This window comes from Pseudomonas sp. B21-036 (genome assembly GCF_024748925.1).
GTDB lineage: Bacteria > Pseudomonadota > Gammaproteobacteria > Pseudomonadales > Pseudomonadaceae > Aquipseudomonas > Aquipseudomonas palmensis.
The window spans coordinates 5,016,294-5,040,722 of the sequence record NZ_CP087178.1 but is presented as its reverse complement, the minus strand read 5'-3'; the positions used below and the strand labels follow the sequence as shown (position 1 = coordinate 5,040,722).

Genomic DNA, 24,429 nt, shown 5'->3' with positions numbered 1-24,429 from the left:
CCCATGGGTGAATTCGAGCTGATCCGCCACTACTTCGCCGCCGCGCCCTGTGCGCAGGCCGGCGACGGGGTCGCCCTGGGGATCGGCGACGATTGCGCCCTGCTGGCGCTGCCGGCCGGCGAGCAACTGGCCGTGTCCACCGACACGCTAGTGGCCGGGGTGCATTTCCCGGCTGTGTGCGACCCGTTCCTGCTCGGCCAGCGCTCGCTGGCGGTGGCTGCCAGTGACCTGGCAGCCATGGGCGCCACCCCCGTGGCCTTTACCCTTGCCCTGACTCTGCCGACGGTTCACGCCGATTGGCTGAAGGCCTATGCCCAGGGTCTGAACCTGATGGCCCGACAATGCGGCCTGAGCCTGGTAGGCGGGGACACCACCCATGGGCCGCTGAGCCTGACCATGACCGTGTTCGGCCGCGTGCCTGCCGGCCAGGCCCTGACGCGCAGCGGTGCGCAGCCTGGTGACCTGGTGTGTGTCGGCGGTGAGCTGGGCAACGCTGCCGGGGCCTTGCCGCTGGTGCTTGGCGAACGCGAGGCGGCGGTGGCGCTGGCCGAGCCGCTGCTGGCGCACTACTGGTCGCCGCCACCGCAACTGGCGCTGGGTCAGGCGCTGCGAGGCAAGGCCAGCGCGGCGCTGGATATCTCCGATGGCCTGCTGGCCGATTGCGGACACATTGCCACGGCCTCGGGCGTGTCGATTGTGCTGTCGCTCGAACAGCTGCCGCTGGGTGCGGCGCTGCAGGGCCTGCTGGGCCTGGAAGGTGCGCGACAGGCCGCGCTCACCGGTGGCGACGACTACGTGATTGCCTTCACCTTGCCCCCCGCGCACCTGGCCGGCCTGCAGGCTGCCGGCTGGCCGGTGCACGTGGTCGGTCGGGTGGAGGCGGGCAGCGGCGTCAGCCTGCGTGACCACGCCGGGGCGGACATCACCCCGCGCACGCGGGGTTATCAACATTTTTAGGGAGACACCGTGACCGATCACCCCAATCAGGTGCCGGCAGAAAACGTGCCGCCTTCAGTCTGGCGCAACCCCTGGCATTTTCTGGCCTTCGGCTTCGGCTCCGGCACCCTGCCCAAGGCGCCGGGCACCTGGGGTTCGCTGGTGGCCGTGCCGTTCATCCCGCTGTGGCAGATGCTGCCCGACTGGGGCTACTGGCTGATGCTGGGGCTGACCATGCTGTTCGGCGTATGGTTGTGCGGCAAGGTCGCCGACGACCTGGGCGTGCATGACCACGAGGGCATCGTCTGGGACGAGATGGTCGGCATGTGGATAACCCTCTGGCTGGTACCGGAAGGTTGGCTATGGTTGTTGGCAGGCTTTCTGATGTTCCGCTTCTTCGACATACTCAAGCCGTGGCCGATCCGCTGGATCGACCGGCATGTGCATGGCGGTTTCGGCATCATGTTCGATGACGTGCTGGCCGGCGTGTTCGCCTGGTTGGGCATGCAGGCGCTGGTGTGGAGTTTCACCTGAAGGGAGTGGCCTGATGCGCGCATGGCGAGTGTTGCTGCTGGTGTTGGCGCTGGGTGGCGGCATCGCCTGGGCTGGCGAGCCGACCGCGTTGCCGCAGGAGGTGCGCCTGGCCAGCGAGATCTGGCCGGACTACACCGACGTCGAAGGGCGCGGCATGGCCTGGGACGTGTTGCGCAAGGTGTTCGAGCCGGCGGGGGTCAAGGTGCTCGCCATCAGCGTGCCCTACAGCCGCGCAGTGGGCCTGGTCAAACGCGCCGAGGCCGATGCCTGGGTCGGCTCCTACGAGCAGGAAAGCAACGACTACCTTTACCCGCGCAACGCCTTCGACCAGGACCATATCTACGCCCTGGGCCTGGCCAGCCTGCCGGTGCCGAGCGCCGCCACCATCGGCCGCTACAAGCTCTCCTGGGTGCGTGGCTACGAGTACCAGCGCTACCTGCCCGATGTGAAGGAGTTTCGCGAGGTGCAGCGGCGCGACGGCATCCTGCCGATGCTCGAACTCAAGCGCGTGGACTTCTACATCGATGCCCAGACCGAGGTGGACTACGTGTACAACCAGGCCCGTGACAAGGCCCGGTTCCGCCGCACCCACATCGCCGAGTTACCGTTGTACCTGGCCTTTGCCAGGACCGAGCAGGCCTGTGCGCTCCGGGCGCTGTTCGATCGGCGCATGGACGAACTGATCGCCAGCGGCGAATTGCGCGAGATCTTCGAGCGCTGGCAGCAGCCGTATCCGTTCCCGATTCCGGGCAGGGCGCGCGTGCCAGCATCTAACTTCTCGATCTGTTTGCCCAAGAATTCAGCCTAAGCACCTGCCTTACGCTGCTGTTACAATCGGCGCACATCAAATTTCACGTTATTGATCAGGAGCACAAGGTGCCCGTCGTCTTTGTTGCCGCTTCCAAGCTGCCCACCCCCTTTGCCACGTTCACCATGCATGGTTTTCTCGACGAAGCCACCGGCCGCGAGCACGTTGTGCTCAGCCTGGGTGATGTAGCCGATGGCGAGCCGGTACTGGGGCGCCTGCATTCCGAATGCCTGACCGGCGATGCGCTGTTCAGCCAGCGCTGCGACTGTGGTTCGCAGCTGGAGGCCGCTCTGCAGGCCATCGCCCGCGAAGGCCGTGGCGTGCTGCTGTATCTGCGTCAGGAGGGTCGTGGCATCGGCCTGCTGAACAAGATTCGCGCCTACGAACTGCAGGACGGCGGCGCCGACACCGTCGAGGCCAACGAGCGCCTGGGCTTTGCCGCCGACCAGCGTGACTACGCCATGTGCCAGCCGATGCTCGAGCACCTGGGTGTCACGTCATTGCGCCTGATGACCAACAACCCGCGCAAGGTAAAAGCCCTCACCGCCATGGGCATTGCGGTAGCCGAGCGCGTGCCGCTGCACACCGGGCACAATCCGCACAACAAGCACTACCTGGCCACCAAGGCCGGCAAGCTCGGCCACATGATGGGCAACGAGCACCAGGGCGAGGCCGGTCGGGCGTGACCCGCGGCCAGGTCAAGCGGCGGCTGGCGTTCGCCTGGTGGCAGTTCTTCGCGATTGCCCTGGCGCCGCTGCTGGTGTTCGGCTGGGCGTTCGGAGGCAGTGTGGCGCGTGTCCCGCTGCTGGTGATGCCGGTGTTTCTGGCCGGGCTGGCCTCGATGTTCTTCAGCCTGCCGCGTTTCAGCGCCTACAAGCGTGCCTTGATTGCCACTGAAAAGGCGCTGAACAGCGCTGAAGAGCCGGCGGCCTGGATAGAGCTGGCGCGGGTTCGCCGTGTGTCGATGCTGTTTGCCTGCCTGCCGGCGTGGGTGGCCGCACTGTCGGTGTTCGTGGGCCTGGAGGGAGTGCCGCAGATTCTGCTGGCCATCGCCAGCGTGGTGATCCTTTACCTGTACCGGGTACCGCGTCAGCTGGGCTGATGCGCCCTTCGCCAGCCAGGCTGGCTCCTGCAGGCAGGAGCAAGCCTGGCTGGCGAAAGGGTCTAAAGACCCAGCAGTTGCATCCGCTGACGCACCGAAGCCTCGATCCCGGCAGCATCCAGCCCGCATTCGGCCAGCATCTGCGCCGGCTTGGCATGCTCGACGTACACATCCGGCAAGCCCAGGTGCAGCATCGGCTTGAGCACGCCTTCAGCGCTCAGGAACTCGCTGACCGCAGAGCCGGCGCCGCCCATGATGGCGTTCTCTTCGATGGTCACCAGCAGGTCATGGCTGCCGGCCAGCTCGCGCACCAGCGCTTCATCCAGCGGCTTGACGAAACGCATGTCGACCACGGTGGCATCCAGGTTTTCGGCCACCTTCAGCGCTTCGGCCAGTTGCACACCGAACACCAGCAGGGCGACCTTGCTGCCCTGGCGGCGAATCACGCCCTTGCCGATCTCCAGCGGCTCAAGGTCGCCGTCGATCGTCGCGTTCGGCCCGCTGCCACGCGGGTAGCGCACGGCGGCAGGGCCGTTGTACAGGTGCCCGGTGCTGAGCATCTTGCGCAGCTCGTTCTCGTCGCTGGGGGTCATCACCAGCATGCCGGGGATGCAGCGCAGGAACGACAGGTCGAAGCTGCCGGCGTGGGTCGGGCCGTCTTCGCCCACCAGGCCGGCGCGGTCGATGGCGAACAGCACGTCGAGGTTCTGCACCGCCACGTCATGGATCAGCTGGTCGTAGGCGCGCTGCAGGAAGGTCGAATAGATCGCCACCACCGGCTTGGCGCCCTCGCAGGCCATGCCCGCCGCCAGCGTCACCGCGTGCTGCTCGGCAATCGCCACGTCGAAGTAGCGCTCGGGGTAGCGTTCGCTGAACGCCACCAGGTCCGAGCCTTCCTTCATGGCAGGGGTGATGCCCACCAGGCGCTGGTCGGCGGCGGCCATGTCGCACAGCCACTGGCCGAACACCGCCGAGTACTTCGGCCCGGCGGCCTTTTTCGGCGCGGTGGCCGGGGCGTCCAGCGGTTCGAGCTTGGTGATCGCGTGGTAGCCGATCGGGTCGACCTCGGCCGGGGCGAAACCCTTGCCCTTCTTGGTCACCACGTGCAGGAACTGCGGCCCCTTGAGGTCGCGCATGTTGCGCAGGGTGGCGATCAGGGTAGGCAGGTCGTGGCCGTCGATGGGGCCGATGTAGTTCCAGCCCAGCTCTTCGAACAGGGTGCCGGGCACCAGCATGCCCTTGGCATACTCTTCGGTGCGGCGGGCGATCTCCCAGGCGCCGGGCAGGCGCGACAGCACCTTCTTGCTGCCCTCGCGCATGCTTGCATAGGTGCGGCTGGAGAGGATCTTGGCCAGGTAGTTGGACAGGCCGCCGACATTGCGCGAAATCGACATGTCGTTGTCGTTGAGGATCACCAGCATGTCGGCGTTGACTTCCTGGGCGTGGTTCAACGCCTCGAAGGCCATGCCGGCGGTGAGCGCGCCGTCACCGATCACTGCAATCGACTTGCGTGCCTGGTTCTGCAGGCGGGCGGCGATGGCCATGCCCAGCGCGGCGCTGATCGAGGTGCTGGAGTGCCCGACGCCAAAGGTGTCGTACTCGCTCTCGACGCGGCGCGGGAAGGCGGCCAGGCCGTCCTTCTGACGCAGGCTGTGCATGCGTTCGCGCCGACCCGTGAGGATCTTGTGCGGATACGCCTGGTGGCCCACGTCCCACACCAGCCGGTCGTCCGGAGTGTCGAAGACGTAGTGCAGGGCGATCGTCAGTTCGATGACGCCCAGGCCGGCACCGAAGTGCCCGCCGGTCTGGCCGACGCTATAGAGCAGCTCCTGGCGCAGTTCGTCGGCCAGTTTCTCCAGGTCGGCTTCGGCCAGACGACGCAGGCCGGCTGGCGTATCGGCACGGTCAAGCAGCGGCGTGACCGGGCGTTCGCGGGGGATCTCTTGAAACGTCGTGGGCATCAGGCGAATCGTTATAGGTGTGATGAGGCGGCAGTTTACCTTATTGCGGTGAAGGCTGCCCATTGAGGTATGTGGTGTGCGTTTCGCCGGCAATGCCGGCTCCTACAGGGTTCGATGCAGGAGCCGGCATTGCCGGCGAAGGGCCGCTGCGGTCAGCTGCGGCGTTCGACGATGTACCGCGCCAGCGCCCGCAGCGGCTCGGCCTTGTCATCGAACCCAGCCAGCGCTGCCAGCGCCTGGTCGCGCAGTTCCAGCGCGTAGGCCTTGGCGGCTTCGAGCCCCAGCAATGCCGGGTAGGTCGGCTTGTCGCGGGCGATATCTGCGCCCTGGCGCTTGCCCAGGGTCGCGGTATCGCTCTCGACATCCAGGATGTCGTCCTGCACCTGGAACGCCAGGCCGATGGCCTGGGCATACTGCTGCAAGGCCGCAAGCGTCTGGGCATCAGCCCGCGCGCTGGCCAGGGCGCCGACCTTGACGCTGGTTTCGATCAGCGCGCCGGTCTTGTGCCGGTGCATGTATTCGAGCGCGGTCTGATCGAGCTTGAGCCCCACCGAGCCCAGGTCGATGGCCTGGCCACCGACCATGCCGGCGGGGCCGGCGCCCTGGGCCACGGCCTGCACCATGGCCAGACGAATGGCATCGCTCTGCGGGCTCAGGCGCGGGTCGAGCAGGGCGCTGAAGGCCAGGCTCTGCAAGCCGTCGCCGGCCAGGATCGCGCAGGCCTCGTCGAATTTCTTGTGGGTGGTGGGCTGGCCGCGACGCAGGTCGTCGTCGTCCATTGCCGGCAGGTCGTCATGCACCAGCGAATAGGCGTGGATCAGCTCGACTGCGCAGGCGGCGCCGTCGGCATCGCTGCTGGCGCCACCCAACGCCTCGCAGGCGGCATAGGCCAGCAGCGGGCGTACCCGCTTGCCGCCGTTCATCACGCTGTAGCGCATGGCGGCATACAGGCGCTCGAGTTCGCTCGAGGGGGCGTGGAACAGGGTTTCCAGCGCGGCATCCACCTGGGCCTGGCAACGGGCCTGGTAGGCGGCGATCATTCCGGCTGTTCCGCGTCGAACGGCTCGGCGCGCAACTCGCCGTCGCGCTCCAGCAGCACCTGGACCTTCTGCTCGGCCTGGGTCAGGGCGCTCTGGCAATCGCGGGTCAGGCCGATGCCTTGCTCGAAGGCGGTCAGCGAGTCTTCCAGCGACAGTTCGCCGTTCTCCAGGCGTTCGACCAGCGCTTGCAGGTCGGCAAGGGATTGCTCGAAGTCAATGGCAGCTTTTTTTCGGGCCATGGCGGCTGTCTCTGGTGGCGGTTTGAACGGCGCGACACTAGCAGAGCAGGGCAGGGGGAGCAAATCAGCGCCTGTGATCTTTCGTCGCATTCTGTTGCATAAATGCCGTGGGAGCAGGCTTGATTTTCCTGCACCGCTTGCATTGTGGGGGCTCACTGCTGTCTGCCATAATCGCGCCCGCTCTGCGCCGCGGGTTGTATCCGGGTCAGGGCCCCCCCTTCCATGTCGCGTAATGGACTACGTTGTGAGCTTTCTTTCGATCGAGTTCGGCCTCTGCTTCACTCTGTTTTTCGCGGTCTACTGGAGCCTTTGCTGGAGCGTTCGCCTGCAGAACGTCCTGCTGCTGGCGGGCAGCTATGCGCTGGTCGCAAGCTTCAGCCTCGATTCGCTGTACATCCTGCTCGGCTACACCCTGCTGGTCTACCTGCTGGGGCTGTTCAGCGCGCGATATCCCGGACGGCGCTTCACCTACCTGATGGTGTTGCTGCTGGTGCTGGGCTGCTTCTATGTCTTCAAGTACCAGGAATTCTTCGTGGGGGGCGTGCAGGCCGCGCTGGCCGACCTGGGCCTGGACGTCTCGCTGCCGGTGCTGGAGGTGCTGCTGCCGATCGGGCTGTCGTTCTATACCTTCCATTCGGTCAGCTACCTGGTGTCGATCAACCGCGGTGAAATGGCCTCGGCCGCGCCGCTGGACCTGGCCCTGTACCTGGCCTTCTTCCCCAGCCTGGTGGCCGGCCCGGTCAACCGCGCCGCGCACATGCTGCCGCAGATTCGCCCGGCGCAGATCCGCCAGGTGCTGGAGCCGCAGCGGGCGCTGGGGCTGATTGCGCTGGCGGTGGTCAAGCTGTTCTTCTTCAGTGCCTGGCTGGGCAGCGAGTGGGTCGACCCGGTGTTCGAGACCCCAAGCGGCTTCAGCGCCGAGCAACTGCTGCTGAGCGTGTACGGCTACAGCCTGCTGATCTACCTGAACTTCAGCGGCTACACAAACCTGGTGACCGGCGTGGCGCTGCTGCTGGGCTTTCGCCTGCCGGCCAACTTCAATGCGCCCTACGCGGCCCGCAACCTCAAGGAGTTCTGGGGGCGCTGGCACATCAGCCTGTCGACCTTCATTCGCGACTACGTGTACATCCCGCTGGGCGGCAACCGCCAGGGCGTGTGGCGCGGCAACCTGAACATGCTGCTGGCGATGCTGGTTTCCGGCTTGTGGCACGGCGCGAGCCTCAACTTCATCATCTGGGGTGCGCTGCACGGCGTGGGGCTGGCGCTGTACAAGGCCTCCACCTACGTGCTGCCACAACCGATGCGCTGGCCGGGCGCGGATGTGCTGGCGCGCCTGCTGACCTTCCACTACGTCGCCTTCGCCTGGATCTTCTTTCGCTGCGCGAGCCTGGATGATGCGCTGGACATGCTCGGCGGCATCGCCGGCCTGAGCCTGGGCGGGCTGTTGAGCACCACCGGCCTGCTGTTGCTGGGCTGCGTGCTGTACATCGCGGTGTACCCGCAGGTGCTGGCGCTGCTGCGCCAGGGTTTTGCCGCCAGCAGCCGGCTGCCCTGGCAGCTCTACCCGATCCCGCTGGGGTTGTTCGTGTCGTTGGTCATCTTCGCTTCGCAATCGGGCGTGCCGGGGTTCATCTATGCAAGCTTCTAGTACCGGTCAGCTGTTCAAGGCGCAAATGGGCGCGGCCAAGGTGCTGTACGCGATCCTGGTCACCACCTTGCTGCTGTTCTGGCTGAACCAGAACTCCATCAGCCTGTACTGCCAGCAGAAGTACCACCAGAGCTGCGAGCTGCCCTGGGTAGGGCAGAGCCAGGCGTGGCGCCTGGGCGGCAACCTGACCCAGGCCCTGGGGGATGCGCGCAGCAGCTTCATCGACAGCCTGGAGCGCCAGACGCTGCTGGCCCAGGCCGAGGGCATGCCGACGGTCGAGCTGCCGCCCAGTATGCCGGTGGTGCTGGTCGACCTGGCGCAGCCGCATGCCAAGGCGCCGGCGCCTGCCAAGGTACCGGTGGTGGCGCCGACACCTGCGGCCAGGCCCCCTGCAGTGCAGCCAGCGGCAGTGCAGCCGGTTGTGGCACAGGCGCCCGCCGCGCAGCCCGCCGTGCAACCGGTCAAGGTGGCGGCGCAACCGCTGGTGCCGGGGCAGCCGCCCAAGGCCGTGAGCCTGGCGGCTGGCGACGAAGTGTTCCTGGTGGGCGACTCGCTGATGCAGGGCGTGGCGCCGCACCTGGCCAACACCTTGCTCAAGCGCTACCAGATCAAGAGCGTCAACCTCAGCCGCCAGAGCACGGGCCTGGCGTACCCCGGTTTTTTCAACTGGCCGCAGACGGTGTCCGACACGCTGCAGAATCACCCCAACATCCGCCTGATGGTGGTGTTCCTGGGTCCGAACGACCCGTGGGACATGCCCGAGTCCAAGGGCAAGCCGTTCCTGCGTTTCAAATCGCCTGAGTGGGAGGCGCTGTACCGCAAGCGCATCGACCGGATCCTGGACGAGGCCCGTGCGCACAATGTGCAGGTGATCTGGGTCGGCCCGCCCAACATGCAAAAGCCCAAGTTGTCGACGGCCATGGCCTATCTCAGCGGGCTGTATGAAAGCCAGGCGCAGCTGTACCAGCAGCATTACGTGTCGGCCAACGGCGTGCTCGGTTACCAGGCCGACGAGTTCTCCTATACCCTGCAGAATAGCCAGGGCAAACGGGTCAAGACCCGTGTCGACGACGGCATCCACTTCACCACCACGGGCCAGAAGCTGATCGCCGAGCAGGTACTGTCGATGATCGTCTTCCCGGGCCTGACCGTAACGGGACACTGAGCATGCGCCGAGCGCACAACATCCTGGTGCTGGCGGCGCTTATCTGCGCGCTGCCGGGCTGCAGCCCGGTGGCGGCGGTCAACGCGCCGGCCGCGCGCCCCCTCGCCGTGCAGCAGAAGGCGACCGGCAGCCGTGACGGCAACCTTGCGGTGCTGGCCGGCAAGCTGCGCACCTCCAGTCGCACACCGGTCAATATCGTGCAATTCGGAGATTCGCACACTGCCGCCGACCTGTTCAGCGGCGAGATGCGTCGCTTGCTGCAGTCGCAGTACGGCGATGGCGGCATAGGCTTTGTGGCGGCGACACCGGTACCTGGCACGCGCTACGACAACCTGATCCTCAAGACGGCCAGGCGCCAGTGGGAGCTGGTGTCGGCGCGCAACCAGCAAAGCACCCAGTTCCCGCTGGGGGGCTACCTGTCGGTACCGCTGGCAGCAAACCCGAGCGTGCGCCTGGAGGCGCGCGAACCCAGTGCCCAGCGCTACCGTATCTCGGCCCTGTACCAGGCGCGGGAGAACAGCAGCCTTACCGCCCGTGGCGGGCAGAACGCGGCGCGCCGCGTGATGCTGGCCGCAAGCAACGGGCAGTGGCGCTTCAGCCCGCCGCTCAACAGCATCAGCCTGCCGGTGGACATGAGCCTGAATGCCCACCCGGGCACGGTGCTGGGTGGCTGGTACATCCAGGGCCAGAAGAACGCCGGGGTGACCTATTCGGCCCTGGGCATCAATGGTGCGCGGCTGGAGGTGCAGGACAAATGGCAGGCTGGCTGGCAGGAAAACCTCAAGGCCCTGCGCCCGGACCTGATCATTCTGGCCTATGGCACCAACGAGGCGTTCGACAACACCCTGGACATGGCCAAGTACCGTGACCAGTTGCGCCGTACCGTGGCCCAGCTCAAGCGGGTGCAGCCACGGGCGGTGATCCTGCTGGTGGGGCCTTCGGACTCGATCAAGCAGCGTGGCGCGCGCACCTGCGCGACGCGGCGCCCGCAGTCGTTGCCGCAGGTGGTGCAGATCCAGCGCCAGGTGGCACGCCAGGCCAACGTGCTGTTCTGGGACTGGCAGGCCTACATGGGCGGGGAGTGCTCGATTGCGCGGTGGCAGGCAGAGGGGCTGGCGCGAGGCGACCTGGTGCACCTGACGGCCGATGGCTATCGCAAGAGTGCGTCGGGGCTGTATGACTACCTGCGGGGGCAGTTGGGGCTGCGCTGAGGCAAAAAAAAGAGGGGCTGTATCGGTGTCGGGATTGGCTTGCGGCGCCCCGGTGCATCGATAACAGCCCCCCAGCTTCGAGCCACAGGGGCGTCGAACTCAGGTGCAAGCATAGAATGGTTTTTTGGGGCCTGCTGTAGGACTTTTGGACAGATCTCGAAGGGTTCTTCGTCAGCAAGGCTGACTCCTGCCGTTTATCCCCACTCTGCAGGAGCCAGCCTTGCTGGCGAAAGCCGCGCTGTAGTCAGCCCGCCGGGGTCAGCCCCAACGCGTAATCGAGGTACCCGCGATACGCCGTTTCCCAGTCATCCTGGAAGGTGTGCCCGGCCGGGTGTTCGTGGCTTTGCACCGGGTTGCTGCCTTCGAATGCCTTCTGCGTGGTTGCGGTCAGTTCCAGGTTGCTCGAATGCTCCTTGGCGCCGTGCACGATCACGATGCGCTTGTCCTTGGCCTTCTGCACGGCGAATGGAATGCGAAAGCCGCCTGGCGACAGCAGTACTGCGCCGCTGTAATGTTGCGGGTATTCGGCGATCAGGTGCGCCGCATGTTCGGCGCCCTGGGAAAAGCCGATCAGCGCCACGTTCGAGCGGTCGATGCGGGTCTGCTTTTCCAGGGCCTTGAGCGCGGCCGCCACGGCTTTCTCGGTCGGCTCGACCGTGTGTTGCTGCCACATGAACTGGCCCTCGTCGCGCTTGAGCGTGCCGTTCACGCCCACCAGTACGGCGCGTTCGCCCACCAGCTCTTCACGCATGCGAATGCCCTTGCTGCCTTCGGTGCCGTAGCCGGACAGCCACACCACCACCGGCCAGCCGCCGGCCGGGGCCTTGCCTTCGGGGATGCTGAACGCCGCCGCACCGGCATCCTTGGCCTGTTTGGCGTAGTTGGCCTCGGCGCTCTGCAGTAGTTTCTTGTAGGCCGGTGCGTCCTTCATGCCCTCCAGCTCGTCGTCGTCACGCAGGATCACGGCCTGCCAGAAGCCTCGCTCGCGGGCCTGGTCGAGCAGGTCGCCAGCCAGATCGAACTTCTCCATCGAGGCCAGGGCGGCGCCGGCCTGGTAGGACGCATAGGCGTTCTTCGGGTCCAGGCGTGCGGCCGTCAGGTAATAGGCCAGGGCGCCAGCCATGTTGTCGTGCTCGCTTTTCTCCTTGTCGCCGGCATCGATGAATTCCTGTGCGTCGGCATCGTTCAGGTAGAGGTTGGCCATGCCGGCCAGGCCCTGCCAGCGGCCCTTGGCAACGGCCTCGTCTTCGTCGGCGAAGCTGGCGGTGGCGGTAAGGCTCAGGGCGGTGAACAGGCTGAGGGTGGCAAAGTGCAGACGAGGAGATGTCATGAACGACAAGACCGAGAGTCCTTTTTCGGTGGAAGGGAAAGTGTGCCGGCCAATACGGCCGGGGCGCGGATTCTAGCATGGCAGCTCAGCTGCGCAGCTGGTTCCAGTCCAGTTCGAAGCGCGCCAGGTATTTGCGCAGGCGGTCGGCATCGTTGGGTTTTTCCTTGTCCTGGCGCGACACCGCAAACAGCTGGCGCCCTGCGTCGGACAGCGAGCGGGCATCGCGACACACCCGCAGCACGGCCTCCAGTTGCAGGCGGTCGAACAGGTCCAGCTCACGCCCTTCAAGCAACGGCTCGGTGGGCGCGGCAACCCCCCAGGCCCGTTGCAGCCGGGTGATCTCTTCGCTGACCAAGGGCTCGTCGATGCGTCCGCTGTCGGCCAGGGTCGCCATGCGCGTGATCGAGGCCGACAGCTCGCGAAAGTTGCCGGCCCAGCGTGCTTGCGGTGAATGGGCGAACGCCAGGTACTGGCGCTTGGCTTCAAGGTTGAAGCGCACGTTGCGGCCCTGTTCGCGGGCGTGGCGCTGCAGTTCGAAATCGATGTTCGGCTCGATGTCTTCGCGCCGCCCGGCCAGCCCCGGCAGTTCGAAGGTCCACAGGTTGATGCGCGCATACAGGTCTTCGCGAAACAGCCCTTCGGCCACCTGCTTGCGCAGGTCACGGTGGGTGCCGGCGATCAGCTGGAAGTCGCTTTGCACCTCGCTGTCTGCGCCCATCGGGAAGAAGCGCTTCTCTTCGATGGCCTTGAGCAGCATGGCCTGTTCGTCGGCGCCCAGCTCGCCGATTTCGTCGAGAAACAGCATGCCGCCGTCGGCGGCGCGCAGCAGGCCGTCGCGGGCGTTCTGTGCACCCGTGAAGGCGCCCTTGATATGCCCGAACAGGCTCGACATGGCGCCGTCGCCGCGCAGCGTGGCGCAGTTCACTTCGACGAAGCGGCCCTCCAGCTGGTGGCGCGTGCGCTTGAGTTCATGGATGCGCCGGGCCAGGAACGACTTGCCGGCACCGGTCGGCCCCACCAGCAGCATCGGGGCGGTTGAGCGCAGGGCGACGCGCTCGATCTGCTCGATGGAGTGGTTGAACGCCACGTTGCGCGTGGCGATGCCGGCCTTGAGAAACGCCAGGCTGTGCGCCTGCTCGCGCTGAAAGCGCGAAGCGATGTGGTCATAGCGCGACAGGTCGAGGTCGATCAGCGTGCTGGTGCCGGCCGGGTCACGCTCTTCTTCCTTGCCGCGCGCCGGCGAGGTCTGTACCAGTCGCGCCGGCAGGTAGCGCGCCTCGGTCAGCAGAAACCAGCAGATCTGCGCAACGTGGGTGCCGGTGGTGATGTGCACCAGGTAGTCCTCGTGCTCGGTGTCGAAGTGGTAGCTGCTGGCGAAGTCATGCAGCGCGCCGTACATCTCTTCGAAATCCCACGGGTTGTGCAGTGCCAAGCGGTGCAGGCGCACCTCGGTGTGGGGCGACACGCTGAGTACATCCTCGCGCAGGCGCTCGGCCAGGCCCAGATCACGTTCGCTCTTGCCGTGAATCAGCTCCAGGCGGTCGATCGAAAGATCAGGCTGCTGGCACAGCGCGACGGTGGGCCGCCACTTGTTCCAGCGCGCGGCACCCTTTCCGTTGCGGTCGAGGGTGGTACCGATGAAGCCGATGGCAACGCTGCGCTTGTGCATGCTGTTTATCTTTTTGGATAAATGAAGAGATAAAAGTATACATAAAAGCCCTCAAGCATTTGCCCGGTGCGCAGGTTCATTTAACGAAGATTAAAATAAAACACTTATAAATCAATGAGTTGAAGATAAATTCTAGCGCTTTTACGAAACCTGGCACGCCCCTCGCAATAACTCTTTCGACCGCATCGCCAAGCAGGCCAACGGGTCGGGGTTCACAACCCCACCGGTGCACGAGCCCACCCCTGGTGTTGGTGTCGTGCATGCCGCCGCCGCAACGACCGGTCGCTGGCGCAACCCCGGATGGGGCCGCCAACGAGCCTAGAACTCGTTACATACCCTCCACGGTAGCTGTACCCGTAACACCCGCCGGTGAGGCGAGGGCAACGCACTTGCAGCCAGGATGGCTGACTGTCGCGAAGGACGCCCCCGCCACCGCTGGTACGCCCGGCCTGCTGGCCGGGCCCGGGGCAAGGCGCAACGTCGGACCGAAGGACTCGGTCGGCAAAGGACTCTGATGTCCCGACGCGTGCACCTCCCCCCGGGCCCCACCTGCAGCGCTCGGCGTACCGGCAGCACCGGCACCACGGAATTCATTGAAAGGGAAATACAGAATGAAACTGCTCAAGCGCTTCATCGTGAAAAAGAACGAACGCGGCCTGCTGTTCTGCGAGGGCGACTTCGTGTCGATCCTGGAACCGGGCGTGCATCAGCGCCTTGACCTGCATAACCGGCTGACGGTGGAAACCTTCAGTCTCAACACCCCGCGCTTCGAGCACCGCCTGGCCGGCTACCTGCGCCAGAGCGAGCCGGCGGTGGTGGATCAGTACTTCGAGCGCATGGACCTGGCCGAACACGAAGTGGGCCTGCGTTTCGAGGATGGCGCACTGGCGGAACTGCTGCCACCGGGCAGCCGCCAGTTGTACTGGAAGGGCCAGAGCGCGCAGACCCTGCAGCGCATCGACCTGACCCACAGCTATCGCCTGGAGCCGACCCTGCTCGGCCAGCTCGGCCAGCCCAAGCTGCGCGGTCGCACCCTGGCCGGGCTGGATGCGGTGCTGCTGGCGCCGGTGCCGGCCTTCCATGTGGGCGTGCTCAAGGTCGATGGCGCAGTGGTCGAGCTGCTGCCGGCCGGTCAGTACGGCTTCTGGCGCTTCAACCGCCAGGTGAGCGTCGACATGGTCGACATGCGCATCCAGTCGCTGGAGGTCAGCGGCCAGGAGATCCTCACCCGCGACAAGGTCAGCCTGCGCCTGAACCTGGCGGCCAACTGGCGCTACAGCGACGTGCTGATGGCCTTCGCCAGCCTCAGCAAACCGCTGGAGCACCTGTACCGCGAGGTGCAGTTCGGCCTGCGTGCGGCCGTGGGCACGCGTACCCTCGACGAGCTGCTGGAGAACAAGCAACTGATCGACGACACCGTCAGCCAGTACCTGGCCGAGAAACTGGTGGGCAGCGGCATCGAGGTCAGCGGCCTGGGCGTGCGCGACATCATCCTGCCGGGTGAAATGAAGACCCTGCTGGCGCAGGTGGTGGAGGCTGAGAAGGCGGCCCAGGCCAACGTGATCCGGCGCCGCGAGGAAACCTCGGCGACCCGTTCGCTGCTCAACACCGCCAAGGTCATGGAAGACAACCCGACGGCCCTGCGCCTGAAGGAGCTGGAAACCCTGGAGCGGGTGGCCGAGCGCATCGACCGGATTTCGGTATTCGGCGGGCTGGATCAGGTGTTGAATGGGCTGGTCAGCCTGAAAACCGCATGACACCTGCCAGGCCTTCGGGCCTGGCGGGCTACAAGGACAATTGAGATGAAACACATGAACATCCTCGAAGTGGCCAACGGCAAACCGATCAAGCTCTGGACCCAGGGCGTGCCGGTGGACGAGGACGCACGCCAGCAACTGATGAACACCGCGCGCCTGCCGTTCATCTTCAAGCACCTGGCCGTGATGCCCGATGTGCACGTGGGCAAGGGCTCGACCATTGGCAGCGTGATCCCTACCCTGGGCGCGATCATCCCGGCGGCGGTGGGCGTGGACATCGGCTGCGGCATGATCGCGGCGCGCACCTCGCTGGTGGCGGCCGACCTGCCCGACAACCTGCAAGGGCTGCGCAGCGCCATCGAGAAGGCAGTGCCCCACGGCAAGACCTTCGGCCGGCGCGACCAGGGCGCGTGGAACCACGTACCGACCGCCGCCGATCAGGCGTGGTCGGCCCTGGCCGGGCGTTTCAAGGCGATCACCGACAAGTACCCGCAACTGCAGAAGACCAACAATCGCCAGCACCTGGGCACCCTGGGCGGCGGCAACCACTTCATCGAGGTGTGCCTGGATGAGGCCGACCGCGTGTGGTTCATGCTGCACAGCGGCTCGCGGGGCGTGGGCAATGCCATCGGCAACCTGTTCATCGAGCTGGCCAAGGCCGACATGCGCCAGCACATCGCCAACCTGCCGGACAAGGAACTGGCGTATTTCGAGGAAGGCAGCCGACATTTCGACGACTACGTCCAGGCGGTGGAGTGGGCCCAGGACTTTGCCCGGCAGAACCGTGCGCTGATGATGCACGCGGTGATCGAGGCAACGCGCCAGGTCATCCGCAAGCCGTTCGAGGCCAACCTGCAGGGGGTCAACTGCCACCACAACTACGTGCAGAAAGAGCAGCACTTCGGCCAGGAGATCCTGGTGACGCGCAAGGGCGCGGTGTCGGCGCAGAAGGGCCAGTTGGGGATCATTCCGGGCTCGATGGGCGCCAAGAGTTTCATCGTGCGCGGCCTGGGCAACGAGGAATCGTTCTGCTCCTGCAGCCACGGTGCCGGGCGGATCATGAGCCGTACCCGGGCCAAACAGGCCTTCACCCTTGAGGACCAGGTACGCGCCACCGCGCACGTGGAGTGCCGCAAGGACAAGGACGTGATCGACGAGATCCCGATGGCCTACAAGGACATCGATGCGGTGATGGCGGCGCAGCGCGAGCTGGTGGAAGTGGTGCACACGTTGCGTCAGGTGGTGTGTGTGAAAGGCTGATGGCCTCTTCGCCGGCCGTGCCGGCGAAGGGGTACAACGAGGATTCGAACATGAACATGGAAGACCGTCACCCCCTGCCCAGTGCGATGCGCAGCTGGGTACTCGAAGAACTGCAACGCATCGAGCGCGAGCATGACGTGCGCGTGCTCTACGCCTGCGAATCCGGCAGCCGCGCCTGGGGTTTTGCCTCCACCGACAGCGACTTCGACGTGCGCTTCATCTACGTGCACCGCCAGGACTGGTACCTGCGCATCGACGAGCCACGCGACGTGATCGAGCGCCCGCTCACCGACGAACTCGACATCAGTGGCTGGGAGCTGCGCAAGACCCTGCGCCTGCTGCGCAATGCCAACCCGACCCTGCTCGAATGGCTCGACTCGCCGCTGGTGTACCGCGCCGAGCCGGGGGCGCTGCAAGCCTTGCGCGGCCTGGCCAGGCAGTTCCATTCGCCGCAGGCGGCGTTTCACCACTACCTGTCCATGGCCACCAAGAACTTTCGCATCTACCTGCAGGGCGAAGAGGTGCGCCTGAAGAAGTACCTCTACGTATTGCGCCCGTTGCTGGCGGTGCGCTGGATCGAACAGGGCCTGGGCATGCCGCCCACCGCGTTCGCCCAACTGGTGGAGGCGACCCTGCACGACCCGCTGCTGCTGGCCGACCTGGACGAGCTGCTTCGCGTCAAGCGCATCGCCAGCGAAGCCGATTACGGGCCTCGCCGCGTACTGCTGCACCAGTTCATCGAGAGCGAGCTGGCACGAGGGGGAGCCGCCCCGGCACTGCCCAGGCCCCACGGCGATGTAAAACTGCTCGACGACTATTTGCGTGATACTGTGCGCCGTTTTTCATAGGAGCCTGTATGAACAAGGATGTCGACGCATGCTGAACCTGCGGCTGGCGCAACGCTGGGAGCGCCTGGGCAATCGCGATACCGAGGTGGGCCTGATGCTGCTGTTCGCCCTGCTGGCCGCGCTGTTTGCCTGGGGCGCCTATGTCATGGCCTATCCGGAGCATGGCTGTGTGCGCATGGGCAAGGGCAACAGCGGCCCCCTGGAGTGCAACCCGCGCCAGCTGCTCAACAATGCTGTCGGGCTGCTGTTGATCGGTGTCTGCTGCGCAAGCCCCATCTTCTACATCCTGTGGCACTGGATCAAAGACATGGCGCGGCCATTGACGCTGGAAGAGGAATAGCTCGATGACCGACAGCAAATACGAACGCCTGCCCCACGCCGGTGACTTCGAGCGGGTGGCCGGCACCGAGATTGTCTACCTCTCGCCCCTGCCGATCCCCACCGGCATGCCGGCCTACAGCAGCCGCAACCTGCACCGCGAATCCAACGAGGTGTACCTGGACTTTGCCATCGGCCAGGGCAACTTCGAGTTCATGGCGCGCTGCGGCATCGCCTCGGTGATGGGCGTGGTTACCTGCTTCATGCTCACTGCCTTGCTCGGCTCCTGGGCACGCCGCCATGTGGAGCCGTTCTGGAGCACCTTCTCCGACTTCATGGCCAACGGGTTCATCTGGGGCTTCATCGCCTGCCTGTCGTTGCTGTATGCGGGGATGTTCTGGCGGGTGATGCGCGAGGTGACGATTCACCCGCCGATACGCTTCAACCGCCAGCGCCGCGAGGTGGCGTTCGTGCCCACTCGGGGCGCGGCGCCGATCTTCGTGCCGTGGGAGTCGGTGATCGCCTGCGTCAGCGCGGGGCGCACCGTCACCGAGTACGCCGTGCTGCCCGCCTTCAACCTGATGTTCTGCCTGCGTCAGGCCGACACCGGCAATGTGCTGTGGATCAACGTGCCCAGCGGCCACCTGGGCGCGGCGATTGCCGAATGGGAAGCGATCCGGGTGTACATGGAAGAGGGCCCGGCGAGCCTGCCGCCAGCGCCCGATGAAGAGTTCGAGGAGGGCACCGTGGCGTTCTTCCACATGGCCCGCCAGGGCTATCGCGACAACTTCCCGTGGTGGCAGCACTGGTTTGGCTTTCTGTTTGTGCAGGCCTTCGGCGGCTGGACCTTGCCGTGCCATATCTCGCACTGGGTCAACAACCGGCCCAAGGCGGGCATACCTCCTGAGGTGAAGGCGTGGTCGACGCCGCTGCCGGCTGAACAGCATGCCAGGCCCAGCGCCGAACTGCTGGCGCAGAGCGAAGAGGTGCGCAGTACCTTGCGTCGTGGCCAGACCCTGCTCGACTACTTCAATGTGAAGTTTGGCGACCCGGCTGAACCGGCAGCCGAGGCGGCCTCAGGTTCAGCGCCAGCACGCTGATCAGCACCAACGGCCCGCCCAGCATCACCGAAGCCGAGGGCCGCTCGCCCAGCAGCGCTGCGGCGATCAGCATGGCGAAGGCGGGTATCAGGTACAGCGCCAGGGTCACCCGGGTGACCTCGCAGTGGCGCAGTACCCAGGCCCACGCCAGGTAGGCCAGCGCGCTGGGAAATACCCCCAGCACCAGCACCGCAGTGTTGGCCTGGGACGGCGCGTGGCCCAGGTCGTCGAGCAGCCCCGGCAGGTACACCATCAGCAATGCAGTGCCCGACCATACGGTGTAGCAGGTGATGGTCAGCGCGTCGTAGCGGTGGCCGTGGTGTTTCTGCAGGGCGAAATAGATGCTCCACGACAATGCCGCCACCAGAATCAGCAACCCGTGCGGGTCGAACTGACCGAGCCCGCGATCGCCGGCCACCACGATCACCGCGCCGGCCATGCCCAGCAGCAGGCAGCCCCAATGCCAGGCCCCGGCCACCTGCTTGAACACCCAGTGCGCGATCAGCAGGCTGAACAGCGGCGTGGACTGCGCCAGCACACTGGCCGCCCCGGCGCTGACCCCACGCTGGCCGTAGTTGATGGCCACATGGTGCAGGCTGACCGCGAACAGGCCAAGCAACAGCAGGGTGGGCACGTCCCTGAGCCGGGGCAGGGCGATGCCGCGCAGCAGCGCGATGACCGCCATGAACAGCGACGCCACGATAAAGCGCGCCAGCGCCAGATGCGTGGGCGCATAGCCCTGCAAGCCCAGGCGGATGCCGGTGGGCGAGTAGGCCCAGCACAGCAGCACGAAGAGTACGGCGCAGGCAATTTTCAGTGAGCTGGGGCGGGTCATGGGGTGGGCTTCCGAAGGGCGGGTGCGCTCAGTATCGGAACGCCTACTGCTCACTACAATCGACTTATACTGAGCCAATCGTTCACTTTGGGTGATGTATGGAGCTGATGCAGATCCGCATGTTCAAGACCGTCCACGACACCGGCAGCATTGCCCGTGCGGCCGAGGTGCTGCACTACGTGCCGTCCAACATCACGGCGCGGATCAAGGCGCTGGAGGCCGAGCTGGGCGTGCCGTTGTTCCATCGCCGCGGGCGCGGGCTGGTGATCAGTCCGGCGGGGGAAACCTTCTTGCCCTATGCCACGCAGATGCTGGCCCTGGCCGAGGCCTCCAGGCAGGCGCTGGCGCCGTCCGCCAAACCATCCGGACGCTTGCGCATCGGCGCCATCGAGTCCTCGGCCAGCGGGCGTCTGCCGCGGTTTCTGGCGCAGTACCATGCGCGCTATCCCGAGGTGACGCTGGAGCTGAGCACCGGCACCTGGTCGCAGATGCTCGACGATGTGCTCAACCACCGCCTCGATGGTGCGATCGTGGCGGTGGATGTCGAGCGCCCGCACCTGCGCCGCACCCTGATGTACCAGGAAGACCTGCTGCTGATCGGCGCACCGTCACTGGGGCCGCTGCGCAGCGCCGCGGACCTGGTGGGCAAGGCCGTGTTCATGTGGCCTGAAGGCTGTCCGTATCGGGCGGCACTGGAGCACTGGCTGCAGGCCCAGGGGCACAAGCTGCCCATCGTGGGCATCGGCAGCTACGGTGCGATAGTCAGCTGCGTCAGCGCCGGCACCGGGGTGTCACTGGTGCCGCGCGGCATCTACGAGCAGTACCGCCAGGGCGCAGGGTGGATCGGGCACGAGTTCGCCGACCTGAAGGCGGTCGACAACCTGTTCTACTGGCACGAGGGGGCGGGGCGACATCCGGCGCGGGAGGCATTCGTGCAGATGCTGCGCGATGGCCTGGCAGGGAATGTGCAAGTGGATTCGCTCAGCACCGCTGACGCCGCGGGTACGTAGAACCTGGCGTCGGATCATGGCATGATGCCATTACTTTTTATATTGATATTCACTCGATGAGCGCCCCGTCTGTGTCAACGATGTCCTTGCTGGTGTGCGATGACTCCATGGTGGCCCGCAAGCAGGTGCTGCGCGCGCTGCCCGCCAACTGGCCGGTAACGGTTACCGAGGCCAGCGACGGGCGCCAGGCCATGGACGCCATACGCCGCGGCCTGGGCCAGGTGGTGCTGCTGGACCTGACCATGCCCACCATGGATGGCTACCAGGTGCTGGCTGCGCTGCGTGACGAAGGCCTGAGCCCCAAGGTCATCGTGATCTCGGGCGATGTGCAGGAAGAGGCCGTGCGCCGGGTGCTGGACCTGGGCGCGCTGGCGTTTCTGAAAAAACCCTTCGACCAGGACGAGCTGCGCCGCCTGCTGGCCCAGCTGGGGCTGCTGGGTGAGCGCTCGGCGACACCGCTGGCCGGCGCGGCGACTGCCGTCATCGGCTTTCGCGAGGTGTTCAGCGAAACGGTCAACGTCGCCATCGGCCGCGCCGCGGCCCTGATCGCCAAGGTGCTGGGCGTGTTCGTGCAGTTGCCGGTGCCCAGCGTCAACCTCTTCGAGGTGGGCGAGTTGCACATGGCGCTGGCCGACGCGGGCAGCAGCCAGCGGCTCACGGCAATCTGCCAGGGCTTCATCGGCAGCGGCATCGCCGGCGAGGCCCTGCTGATGTTCCACGATTCGGAAATCGCCGACATGGCCAAGCTGATGCGCCACCAGAGCATCGAGTATTCCGACATGGAGCTGTTGCTGGACTTCTCCAGCGTATTGATCGGTGCGTGCCTGAGCAGCATTGCCGAGCAGATCGACGTGGTGTTCTCCCAGGGCCACCCGCAGATCCTCGGGCAGCACGGCACCATCGACGAGCTTATCCAGGTCAACGGCCAACGCTGGCAGAAAACCCTGGCGGTCGAGATCAGCTACAGCCTGGAAGGGCACGATATCCGTTTCGACCTGCTGTTGCTGTTCACCGAAGACTCCATCGAGCGCTTGACCCATAAACTTGCCTACCTGATGAACTGAGCCCATGCGCGATCCTATCGACCTGAAGGAATTTCACTGGCTGCTGAGCATCGTGCAGAGCATCGATGTGGGCGTGGTGGTGCTCGACCGCGAACATCGGGTGCAGGTGTGGAACACCTTCATGGAAAACCGCTCGGGGGTGCAGCCCAGGGATGCCTACAACCAGTGCTTCTTCAGCCTGTTCCCCGAGGTCGACCGGCAATGGTTCAGCCACAAGGTGGACAGCGTCGCGACCCTGGGCACCCCGGCTTTCACCATCTGGGAGCAGCGCCCGTACCTGGTGCGGTTCAAGAACTACCAGCCGATCACCGGCCAGGTGGATTTCATGTACCAGAACACCACGCTGCTGCCGTTGCGCTCCACCGACAGCGAGATCCGCCAGATCTGCCTGGTGATCTACGACGTGACCGATGTGGCCACCAACCGCCACCAGTTGCAGGCCGCCAACGCTCAGTTGCAGAAGCTGTCCAGCACCGATTGCCTGACCGGCCTGTACAACCGCGGGCATTGGGAGGAGTGCCTGCAACTGGCGCATGCGCGCAATCAGCGCTATGGCAACGCCACCAGCCTGGTGATGTTCGACATCGACCATTTCAAGCGGGTCAACGACACCTATGGCCACCCGGCGGGCGATGCCGTCATTCGCCAGGTGGCCAGGGTGGTTCGCGAGCAGATCCGCGACAGCGACTTGGCCGGCCGTTACGGTGGCGAAGAGTTCGGCGTGGTGCTGACGGACACCGACAAGGCCGGCGCGCTGATCTTTGCCGAGCGCCTGCGCAAGGCGGTCGAACGCCTGAGCGTCAGCCATGAGGGGCAGGACATCCGTTTCACCATCAGCCTGGGCGTGGCCGATCTGAGCCATCCCTCCAGCAGCCACGCCGAACTGATCGCCTGGGCCGACCATGCGCTGTACCTGTCCAAGCACGGCGGGCGCAACCGGGTGACGGTGCATGAACCCGCGGTGGTGGCGGGCTAGCTCACCTCAAGGCGCAGGAGCAGGCCTGATATTTCAGTTGATAATCATTCGCAATTGAATGCAGAATAGCGGCCCTCCCAACCCGCTCCTGCCTTCAATGGTCGTCGCCGTGTCCTGCCCCAGCGATAAACTCCAGTTGTACCTTTCCCACCGTGCTGCGCTGGTCGACTATTCGGCACCCATCGTCGGCTGCCGTGCGCAGGCCGAGGACGTGGTGCAGGAGGCCTGGCTGCGTTTCTGCGGGCAGGCCGACGCCGGTGCGCAGTTGGGCAATCCGGTGGGGTACCTGTACCGCATCGTGCGCAACCTGTCGTTCGACCTGCTGCGCCGCACGACCCTGGAAAACCGCCAGCCCGATGGCGGCGAACGGCTCGATGAGCTGCCGTCGAGCGCACCGTCGCCGGAGCATCAGGCCCTGCACCGCGATCAGTTGCGTGTGCTGCAGGACGCCCTGGCGCTGCTGCCGGAGCGGGCGCGGCAGGCCTTTCACATGCACCGCTTGCAGCACATGACTTTTCAGGAAATTGCCGCCCGCTTGAATATTTCGACTAGTCTGGCGCACCAACTGGTGCGTGACGCACTGACCCACTGTGCGGAGCATCTGGCCGATGACTGATACCACCCCGTCTTGCCGAACGCCCGGCTCGCTGAAGGACGACCCGGTGTGGCAGGCCGCCATGGACTGGCTGCTGCAATGCAATGCCGAACCGGACAACGTGCTGCTGCACCAGGCCCATGCGCGCTGGCTGGCCGCTGACGAACGCCATGCGGCGGCCTGGCGCAAGGTGCAAAAGGTCTGGATGCTGAGCGCCGGCATCGACCCGCTGGAGCCACCAACGGCGCATCAGGTGCCCGCCGCACCGCGCATGGCAGCCCGCCGGCGCAGTTGGCCACGCCGGGCGCTGGCGGCGAGCGCGCTGGCGGCCTGTGTGCTGTTGCTGGTGGGGCGTGCACCGCCGGCCGACTACAGCAGCACGGCGGGCGAGCACCGGCAGGTGCGCCTGAGCGACGGCAGCCACATCGAACTGGGCAGCGACAGCGCCATCCGCGTGGCGTTCGAGCCGGGTGCGCGTGCGGTCACGCTGCTCAAGGGCCAGGCATTCTTCGAGGTCAGCCATGACGCCGCGCGGCCCTTCACGGTGCAGGCCGAAGACGTGAAGGTGACCGTCACCGGCACGGCGTTCGATGTGGACCTGAGCCGCAGCGCGGTGTCGGTAGCAGTGCAGAGCGGCTCGGTGCAGGTGCGTGACAGGCGCGGCGAACTGGCAGTGCCGGCGCTGGGTGCGGGCGACAGCCTGCGCGTGGGGCTGAACCAGGGCCCGGCGCAGCGCAGCCGGGTGCAGCTGGAGCAGGTTGCGGCATGGCGCCAATGGCAGTTGCTGGTCAACGACCGTCCATTGGCCGAAGTCATCGAGCAACTGCGTGCGTATTACCCCGGCGTGTTGCTGCTGCAGGACCGTGCCCTGGGCCAGCGGCGCATCACCGCGTCGCTGAACCTGCGGTCGCCAGGTAGCGCGCTGCAACTGGCCATTGCCCCGCTGGGCGGGCAGCTGACGCAATGGGGGCCGTACATCACGGTCATCCGTGAGCGCGCTTCGCCGCCTGGGAAAAAATAAAT

Annotated in this window: 24 protein-coding genes; 18 read left to right on the top strand and 6 right to left on the bottom strand. The window is 65.8% G+C overall.

Annotated elements, in window-relative coordinates; all coding sequences use genetic code 11:
* Positions 1-3: 3 nt before the first annotated feature.
* The 5 genes from thiL to LOY33_RS22915 all read left to right on the top strand — a co-directional run bounded on the left by thiL (position 4) and on the right by LOY33_RS22915 (position 3,380).
* Entirely contained in the window at positions 4-957 is a 954-nt protein-coding gene (thiL, locus tag LOY33_RS22935; RefSeq protein ID WP_058541918.1) for a thiamine-phosphate kinase, read from the top strand.
* A 9-nt stretch (positions 958-966) separates the two neighbouring features.
* Positions 967-1,470, top strand: coding sequence for a phosphatidylglycerophosphatase A (locus LOY33_RS22930; protein WP_043861890.1), 504 nt, complete (start codon positions 967-969; stop codon positions 1,468-1,470).
* A gap of 13 nt (positions 1,471-1,483) precedes the next feature.
* Complete coding sequence (locus tag LOY33_RS22925; RefSeq protein WP_258660210.1) at positions 1,484-2,278, top strand: ABC transporter substrate-binding protein; 795 nt, start codon at positions 1,484-1,486, stop codon at positions 2,276-2,278.
* Positions 2,279-2,346: 68 nt separating this feature from the next.
* The gene (ribA, locus tag LOY33_RS22920) at positions 2,347-2,964 is read left to right on the top strand and encodes a GTP cyclohydrolase II (protein WP_043861888.1); all 618 of its coding nucleotides are present in this window, start codon (positions 2,347-2,349) and stop codon (positions 2,962-2,964) included.
* Positions 2,961-3,380 carry a hypothetical protein gene (locus LOY33_RS22915; protein ID WP_043861887.1) on the top strand — a complete coding sequence of 140 codons (420 nt, stop codon included), beginning with the start codon at positions 2,961-2,963 and terminating at the stop codon, positions 3,378-3,380. The genes ribA and LOY33_RS22915 overlap by 4 nt, the downstream gene beginning before the upstream one ends.
* A 62-nt stretch (positions 3,381-3,442) precedes the next feature.
* Here the strand turns inward: LOY33_RS22915 and dxs are convergent, their stop codons facing one another.
* From dxs to LOY33_RS22900, 3 genes are all read right to left on the bottom strand, one after another.
* Positions 3,443-5,341 carry a 1-deoxy-D-xylulose-5-phosphate synthase gene (gene dxs / locus LOY33_RS22910; RefSeq protein ID WP_100634155.1) on the bottom strand — a complete coding sequence of 633 codons (1,899 nt, stop codon included), beginning with the start codon at positions 5,339-5,341 and terminating at the stop codon, positions 3,443-3,445.
* A gap of 152 nt (positions 5,342-5,493) precedes the next feature.
* Positions 5,494-6,381, bottom strand: a complete 888-nt coding sequence (gene ispA / locus LOY33_RS22905; RefSeq protein ID WP_043861885.1) for a (2E,6E)-farnesyl diphosphate synthase — start codon at positions 6,379-6,381, stop codon at positions 5,494-5,496.
* Positions 6,378-6,620 (bottom strand): exodeoxyribonuclease VII small subunit, encoded by a 243-nt coding sequence (locus LOY33_RS22900; RefSeq protein ID WP_043861884.1) that lies wholly within the window; start codon positions 6,618-6,620, stop codon positions 6,378-6,380. The genes ispA and LOY33_RS22900 overlap by 4 nt, the downstream gene beginning before the upstream one ends.
* A gap of 244 nt (positions 6,621-6,864) precedes the next feature.
* Between LOY33_RS22900 and LOY33_RS22895 the strand changes: the two genes are divergently transcribed.
* From LOY33_RS22895 to LOY33_RS22885, 3 genes are read left to right on the top strand one after another with little or no spacing between them, the layout of a single operon-like run.
* On the top strand, positions 6,865-8,268 hold the full coding sequence (locus tag LOY33_RS22895; protein ID WP_258660207.1) for an MBOAT family protein: 1,404 nt from the start codon (positions 6,865-6,867) through the stop codon (positions 8,266-8,268).
* Positions 8,255-9,433 carry an SGNH family hydrolase gene (locus tag LOY33_RS22890; RefSeq protein WP_258660205.1) on the top strand — a complete coding sequence of 393 codons (1,179 nt, stop codon included), beginning with the start codon at positions 8,255-8,257 and terminating at the stop codon, positions 9,431-9,433. The genes LOY33_RS22895 and LOY33_RS22890 overlap by 14 nt, the downstream gene beginning before the upstream one ends.
* A gap of 2 nt (positions 9,434-9,435) precedes the next feature.
* Positions 9,436-10,644 (top strand): SGNH/GDSL hydrolase family protein, encoded by a 1,209-nt coding sequence (locus LOY33_RS22885; protein ID WP_043861881.1) that lies wholly within the window; start codon positions 9,436-9,438, stop codon positions 10,642-10,644.
* Between the two features lie 244 nt (positions 10,645-10,888).
* Here LOY33_RS22885 and LOY33_RS22880 read toward each other — a convergent pair whose 3' ends face one another.
* Entirely contained in the window at positions 10,889-11,974 is a 1,086-nt protein-coding gene (locus LOY33_RS22880) for a dienelactone hydrolase family protein (RefSeq protein WP_177346343.1), read from the bottom strand.
* Between the two features lie 85 nt (positions 11,975-12,059).
* Complete coding sequence (gene rtcR, locus LOY33_RS22875) at positions 12,060-13,643, bottom strand: RNA repair transcriptional activator RtcR (RefSeq protein ID WP_123753517.1); 1,584 nt, start codon at positions 13,641-13,643, stop codon at positions 12,060-12,062.
* 611 nt (positions 13,644-14,254) lie between these two features.
* Here rtcR and LOY33_RS22870 point away from each other — a divergent pair.
* From LOY33_RS22870 to LOY33_RS22850, 5 genes are read left to right on the top strand one after another with little or no spacing between them, the layout of a single operon-like run.
* Positions 14,255-15,400, top strand: coding sequence for a slipin family protein (locus LOY33_RS22870; RefSeq protein ID WP_058541911.1), 1,146 nt, complete (start codon positions 14,255-14,257; stop codon positions 15,398-15,400).
* Between the two features lie 45 nt (positions 15,401-15,445).
* Positions 15,446-16,660: an RtcB family protein gene (locus tag LOY33_RS22865; RefSeq protein WP_100634145.1), complete on the top strand. Its 1,215-nt coding sequence runs from the start codon at positions 15,446-15,448 to the stop codon at positions 16,658-16,660.
* A gap of 50 nt (positions 16,661-16,710) precedes the next feature.
* Positions 16,711-17,508: a nucleotidyltransferase domain-containing protein gene (locus tag LOY33_RS22860; protein ID WP_043861877.1), complete on the top strand. Its 798-nt coding sequence runs from the start codon at positions 16,711-16,713 to the stop codon at positions 17,506-17,508.
* A gap of 28 nt (positions 17,509-17,536) precedes the next feature.
* A complete protein-coding gene (locus tag LOY33_RS22855; RefSeq protein WP_043861876.1) occupies positions 17,537-17,848 on the top strand; it encodes a hypothetical protein in 312 nt (103 codons plus the stop codon).
* Between the two features lie 4 nt (positions 17,849-17,852).
* Positions 17,853-18,926 (top strand): DUF6708 domain-containing protein, encoded by a 1,074-nt coding sequence (locus LOY33_RS22850; RefSeq protein ID WP_058541910.1) that lies wholly within the window; start codon positions 17,853-17,855, stop codon positions 18,924-18,926.
* Here LOY33_RS22850 and LOY33_RS22845 read toward each other — a convergent pair.
* Positions 18,856-19,761, bottom strand: coding sequence for a DMT family transporter (locus LOY33_RS22845; RefSeq protein ID WP_210014654.1), 906 nt, complete (start codon positions 19,759-19,761; stop codon positions 18,856-18,858). The two genes, LOY33_RS22850 and LOY33_RS22845, sit on opposite strands and share 71 nt — an antisense overlap.
* A gap of 98 nt (positions 19,762-19,859) precedes the next feature.
* On the opposite strand from LOY33_RS22845, the gene LOY33_RS22840 reads away from it, so the two are divergent.
* From LOY33_RS22840 to LOY33_RS22820, 5 genes are all read left to right on the top strand, one after another.
* Positions 19,860-20,771, top strand: coding sequence for a LysR family transcriptional regulator (locus LOY33_RS22840; protein ID WP_054916414.1), 912 nt, complete (start codon positions 19,860-19,862; stop codon positions 20,769-20,771).
* A 56-nt stretch (positions 20,772-20,827) separates the two neighbouring features.
* A complete protein-coding gene (locus tag LOY33_RS22835) occupies positions 20,828-21,835 on the top strand; it encodes a response regulator (RefSeq protein WP_043861873.1) in 1,008 nt (335 codons plus the stop codon).
* A gap of 4 nt (positions 21,836-21,839) precedes the next feature.
* Positions 21,840-22,811, top strand: coding sequence for a sensor domain-containing diguanylate cyclase (locus tag LOY33_RS22830; protein WP_258660202.1), 972 nt, complete (start codon positions 21,840-21,842; stop codon positions 22,809-22,811).
* Between the two features lie 97 nt (positions 22,812-22,908).
* Complete coding sequence (locus tag LOY33_RS22825; protein ID WP_043861871.1) at positions 22,909-23,427, top strand: sigma-70 family RNA polymerase sigma factor; 519 nt, start codon at positions 22,909-22,911, stop codon at positions 23,425-23,427.
* On the top strand, positions 23,420-24,427 hold the full coding sequence (locus tag LOY33_RS22820) for a FecR domain-containing protein (protein WP_231390680.1): 1,008 nt from the start codon (positions 23,420-23,422) through the stop codon (positions 24,425-24,427). The genes LOY33_RS22825 and LOY33_RS22820 overlap by 8 nt, the downstream gene beginning before the upstream one ends.
* The last annotated feature ends 2 nt before the right edge of the window (positions 24,428-24,429 follow it).

Coding starts and splice junctions, on each gene's coding strand:
- thiL (WP_058541918.1), top strand. CDS start 4: ATGGGTGAATTCGAGCTGATCCGCCACTACTTCGCCGCCGCGCCCTGT.
- LOY33_RS22925 (WP_258660210.1), top strand. CDS start 1,484: ATGCGCGCATGGCGAGTGTTGCTGCTGGTGTTGGCGCTGGGTGGCGGC.
- dxs (WP_100634155.1), bottom strand. CDS start 5,341: ATGCCCACGACGTTTCAAGAGATCCCCCGCGAACGCCCGGTCACGCCG.
- ispA (WP_043861885.1), bottom strand. CDS start 6,381: ATGATCGCCGCCTACCAGGCCCGTTGCCAGGCCCAGGTGGATGCCGCG.
- LOY33_RS22900 (WP_043861884.1), bottom strand. CDS start 6,620: ATGGCCCGAAAAAAAGCTGCCATTGACTTCGAGCAATCCCTTGCCGAC.
- LOY33_RS22890 (WP_258660205.1), top strand. CDS start 8,255: ATGCAAGCTTCTAGTACCGGTCAGCTGTTCAAGGCGCAAATGGGCGCG.
- LOY33_RS22885 (WP_043861881.1), top strand. CDS start 9,436: ATGCGCCGAGCGCACAACATCCTGGTGCTGGCGGCGCTTATCTGCGCG.
- LOY33_RS22880 (WP_177346343.1), bottom strand. CDS start 11,974: ATGACATCTCCTCGTCTGCACTTTGCCACCCTCAGCCTGTTCACCGCC.
- rtcR (WP_123753517.1), bottom strand. CDS start 13,643: ATGCACAAGCGCAGCGTTGCCATCGGCTTCATCGGTACCACCCTCGAC.
- LOY33_RS22870 (WP_058541911.1), top strand. CDS start 14,255: ATGAAACTGCTCAAGCGCTTCATCGTGAAAAAGAACGAACGCGGCCTG.
- LOY33_RS22865 (WP_100634145.1), top strand. CDS start 15,446: ATGAAACACATGAACATCCTCGAAGTGGCCAACGGCAAACCGATCAAG.
- LOY33_RS22860 (WP_043861877.1), top strand. CDS start 16,711: ATGAACATGGAAGACCGTCACCCCCTGCCCAGTGCGATGCGCAGCTGG.
- LOY33_RS22855 (WP_043861876.1), top strand. CDS start 17,537: ATGCTGAACCTGCGGCTGGCGCAACGCTGGGAGCGCCTGGGCAATCGC.
- LOY33_RS22850 (WP_058541910.1), top strand. CDS start 17,853: ATGACCGACAGCAAATACGAACGCCTGCCCCACGCCGGTGACTTCGAG.
- LOY33_RS22845 (WP_210014654.1), bottom strand. CDS start 19,761: ATGACCCGCCCCAGCTCACTGAAAATTGCCTGCGCCGTACTCTTCGTG.
- LOY33_RS22840 (WP_054916414.1), top strand. CDS start 19,860: ATGGAGCTGATGCAGATCCGCATGTTCAAGACCGTCCACGACACCGGC.
- LOY33_RS22835 (WP_043861873.1), top strand. CDS start 20,828: ATGAGCGCCCCGTCTGTGTCAACGATGTCCTTGCTGGTGTGCGATGAC.
- LOY33_RS22830 (WP_258660202.1), top strand. CDS start 21,840: ATGCGCGATCCTATCGACCTGAAGGAATTTCACTGGCTGCTGAGCATC.
- LOY33_RS22825 (WP_043861871.1), top strand. CDS start 22,909: ATGGTCGTCGCCGTGTCCTGCCCCAGCGATAAACTCCAGTTGTACCTT.
- LOY33_RS22820 (WP_231390680.1), top strand. CDS start 23,420: ATGACTGATACCACCCCGTCTTGCCGAACGCCCGGCTCGCTGAAGGAC.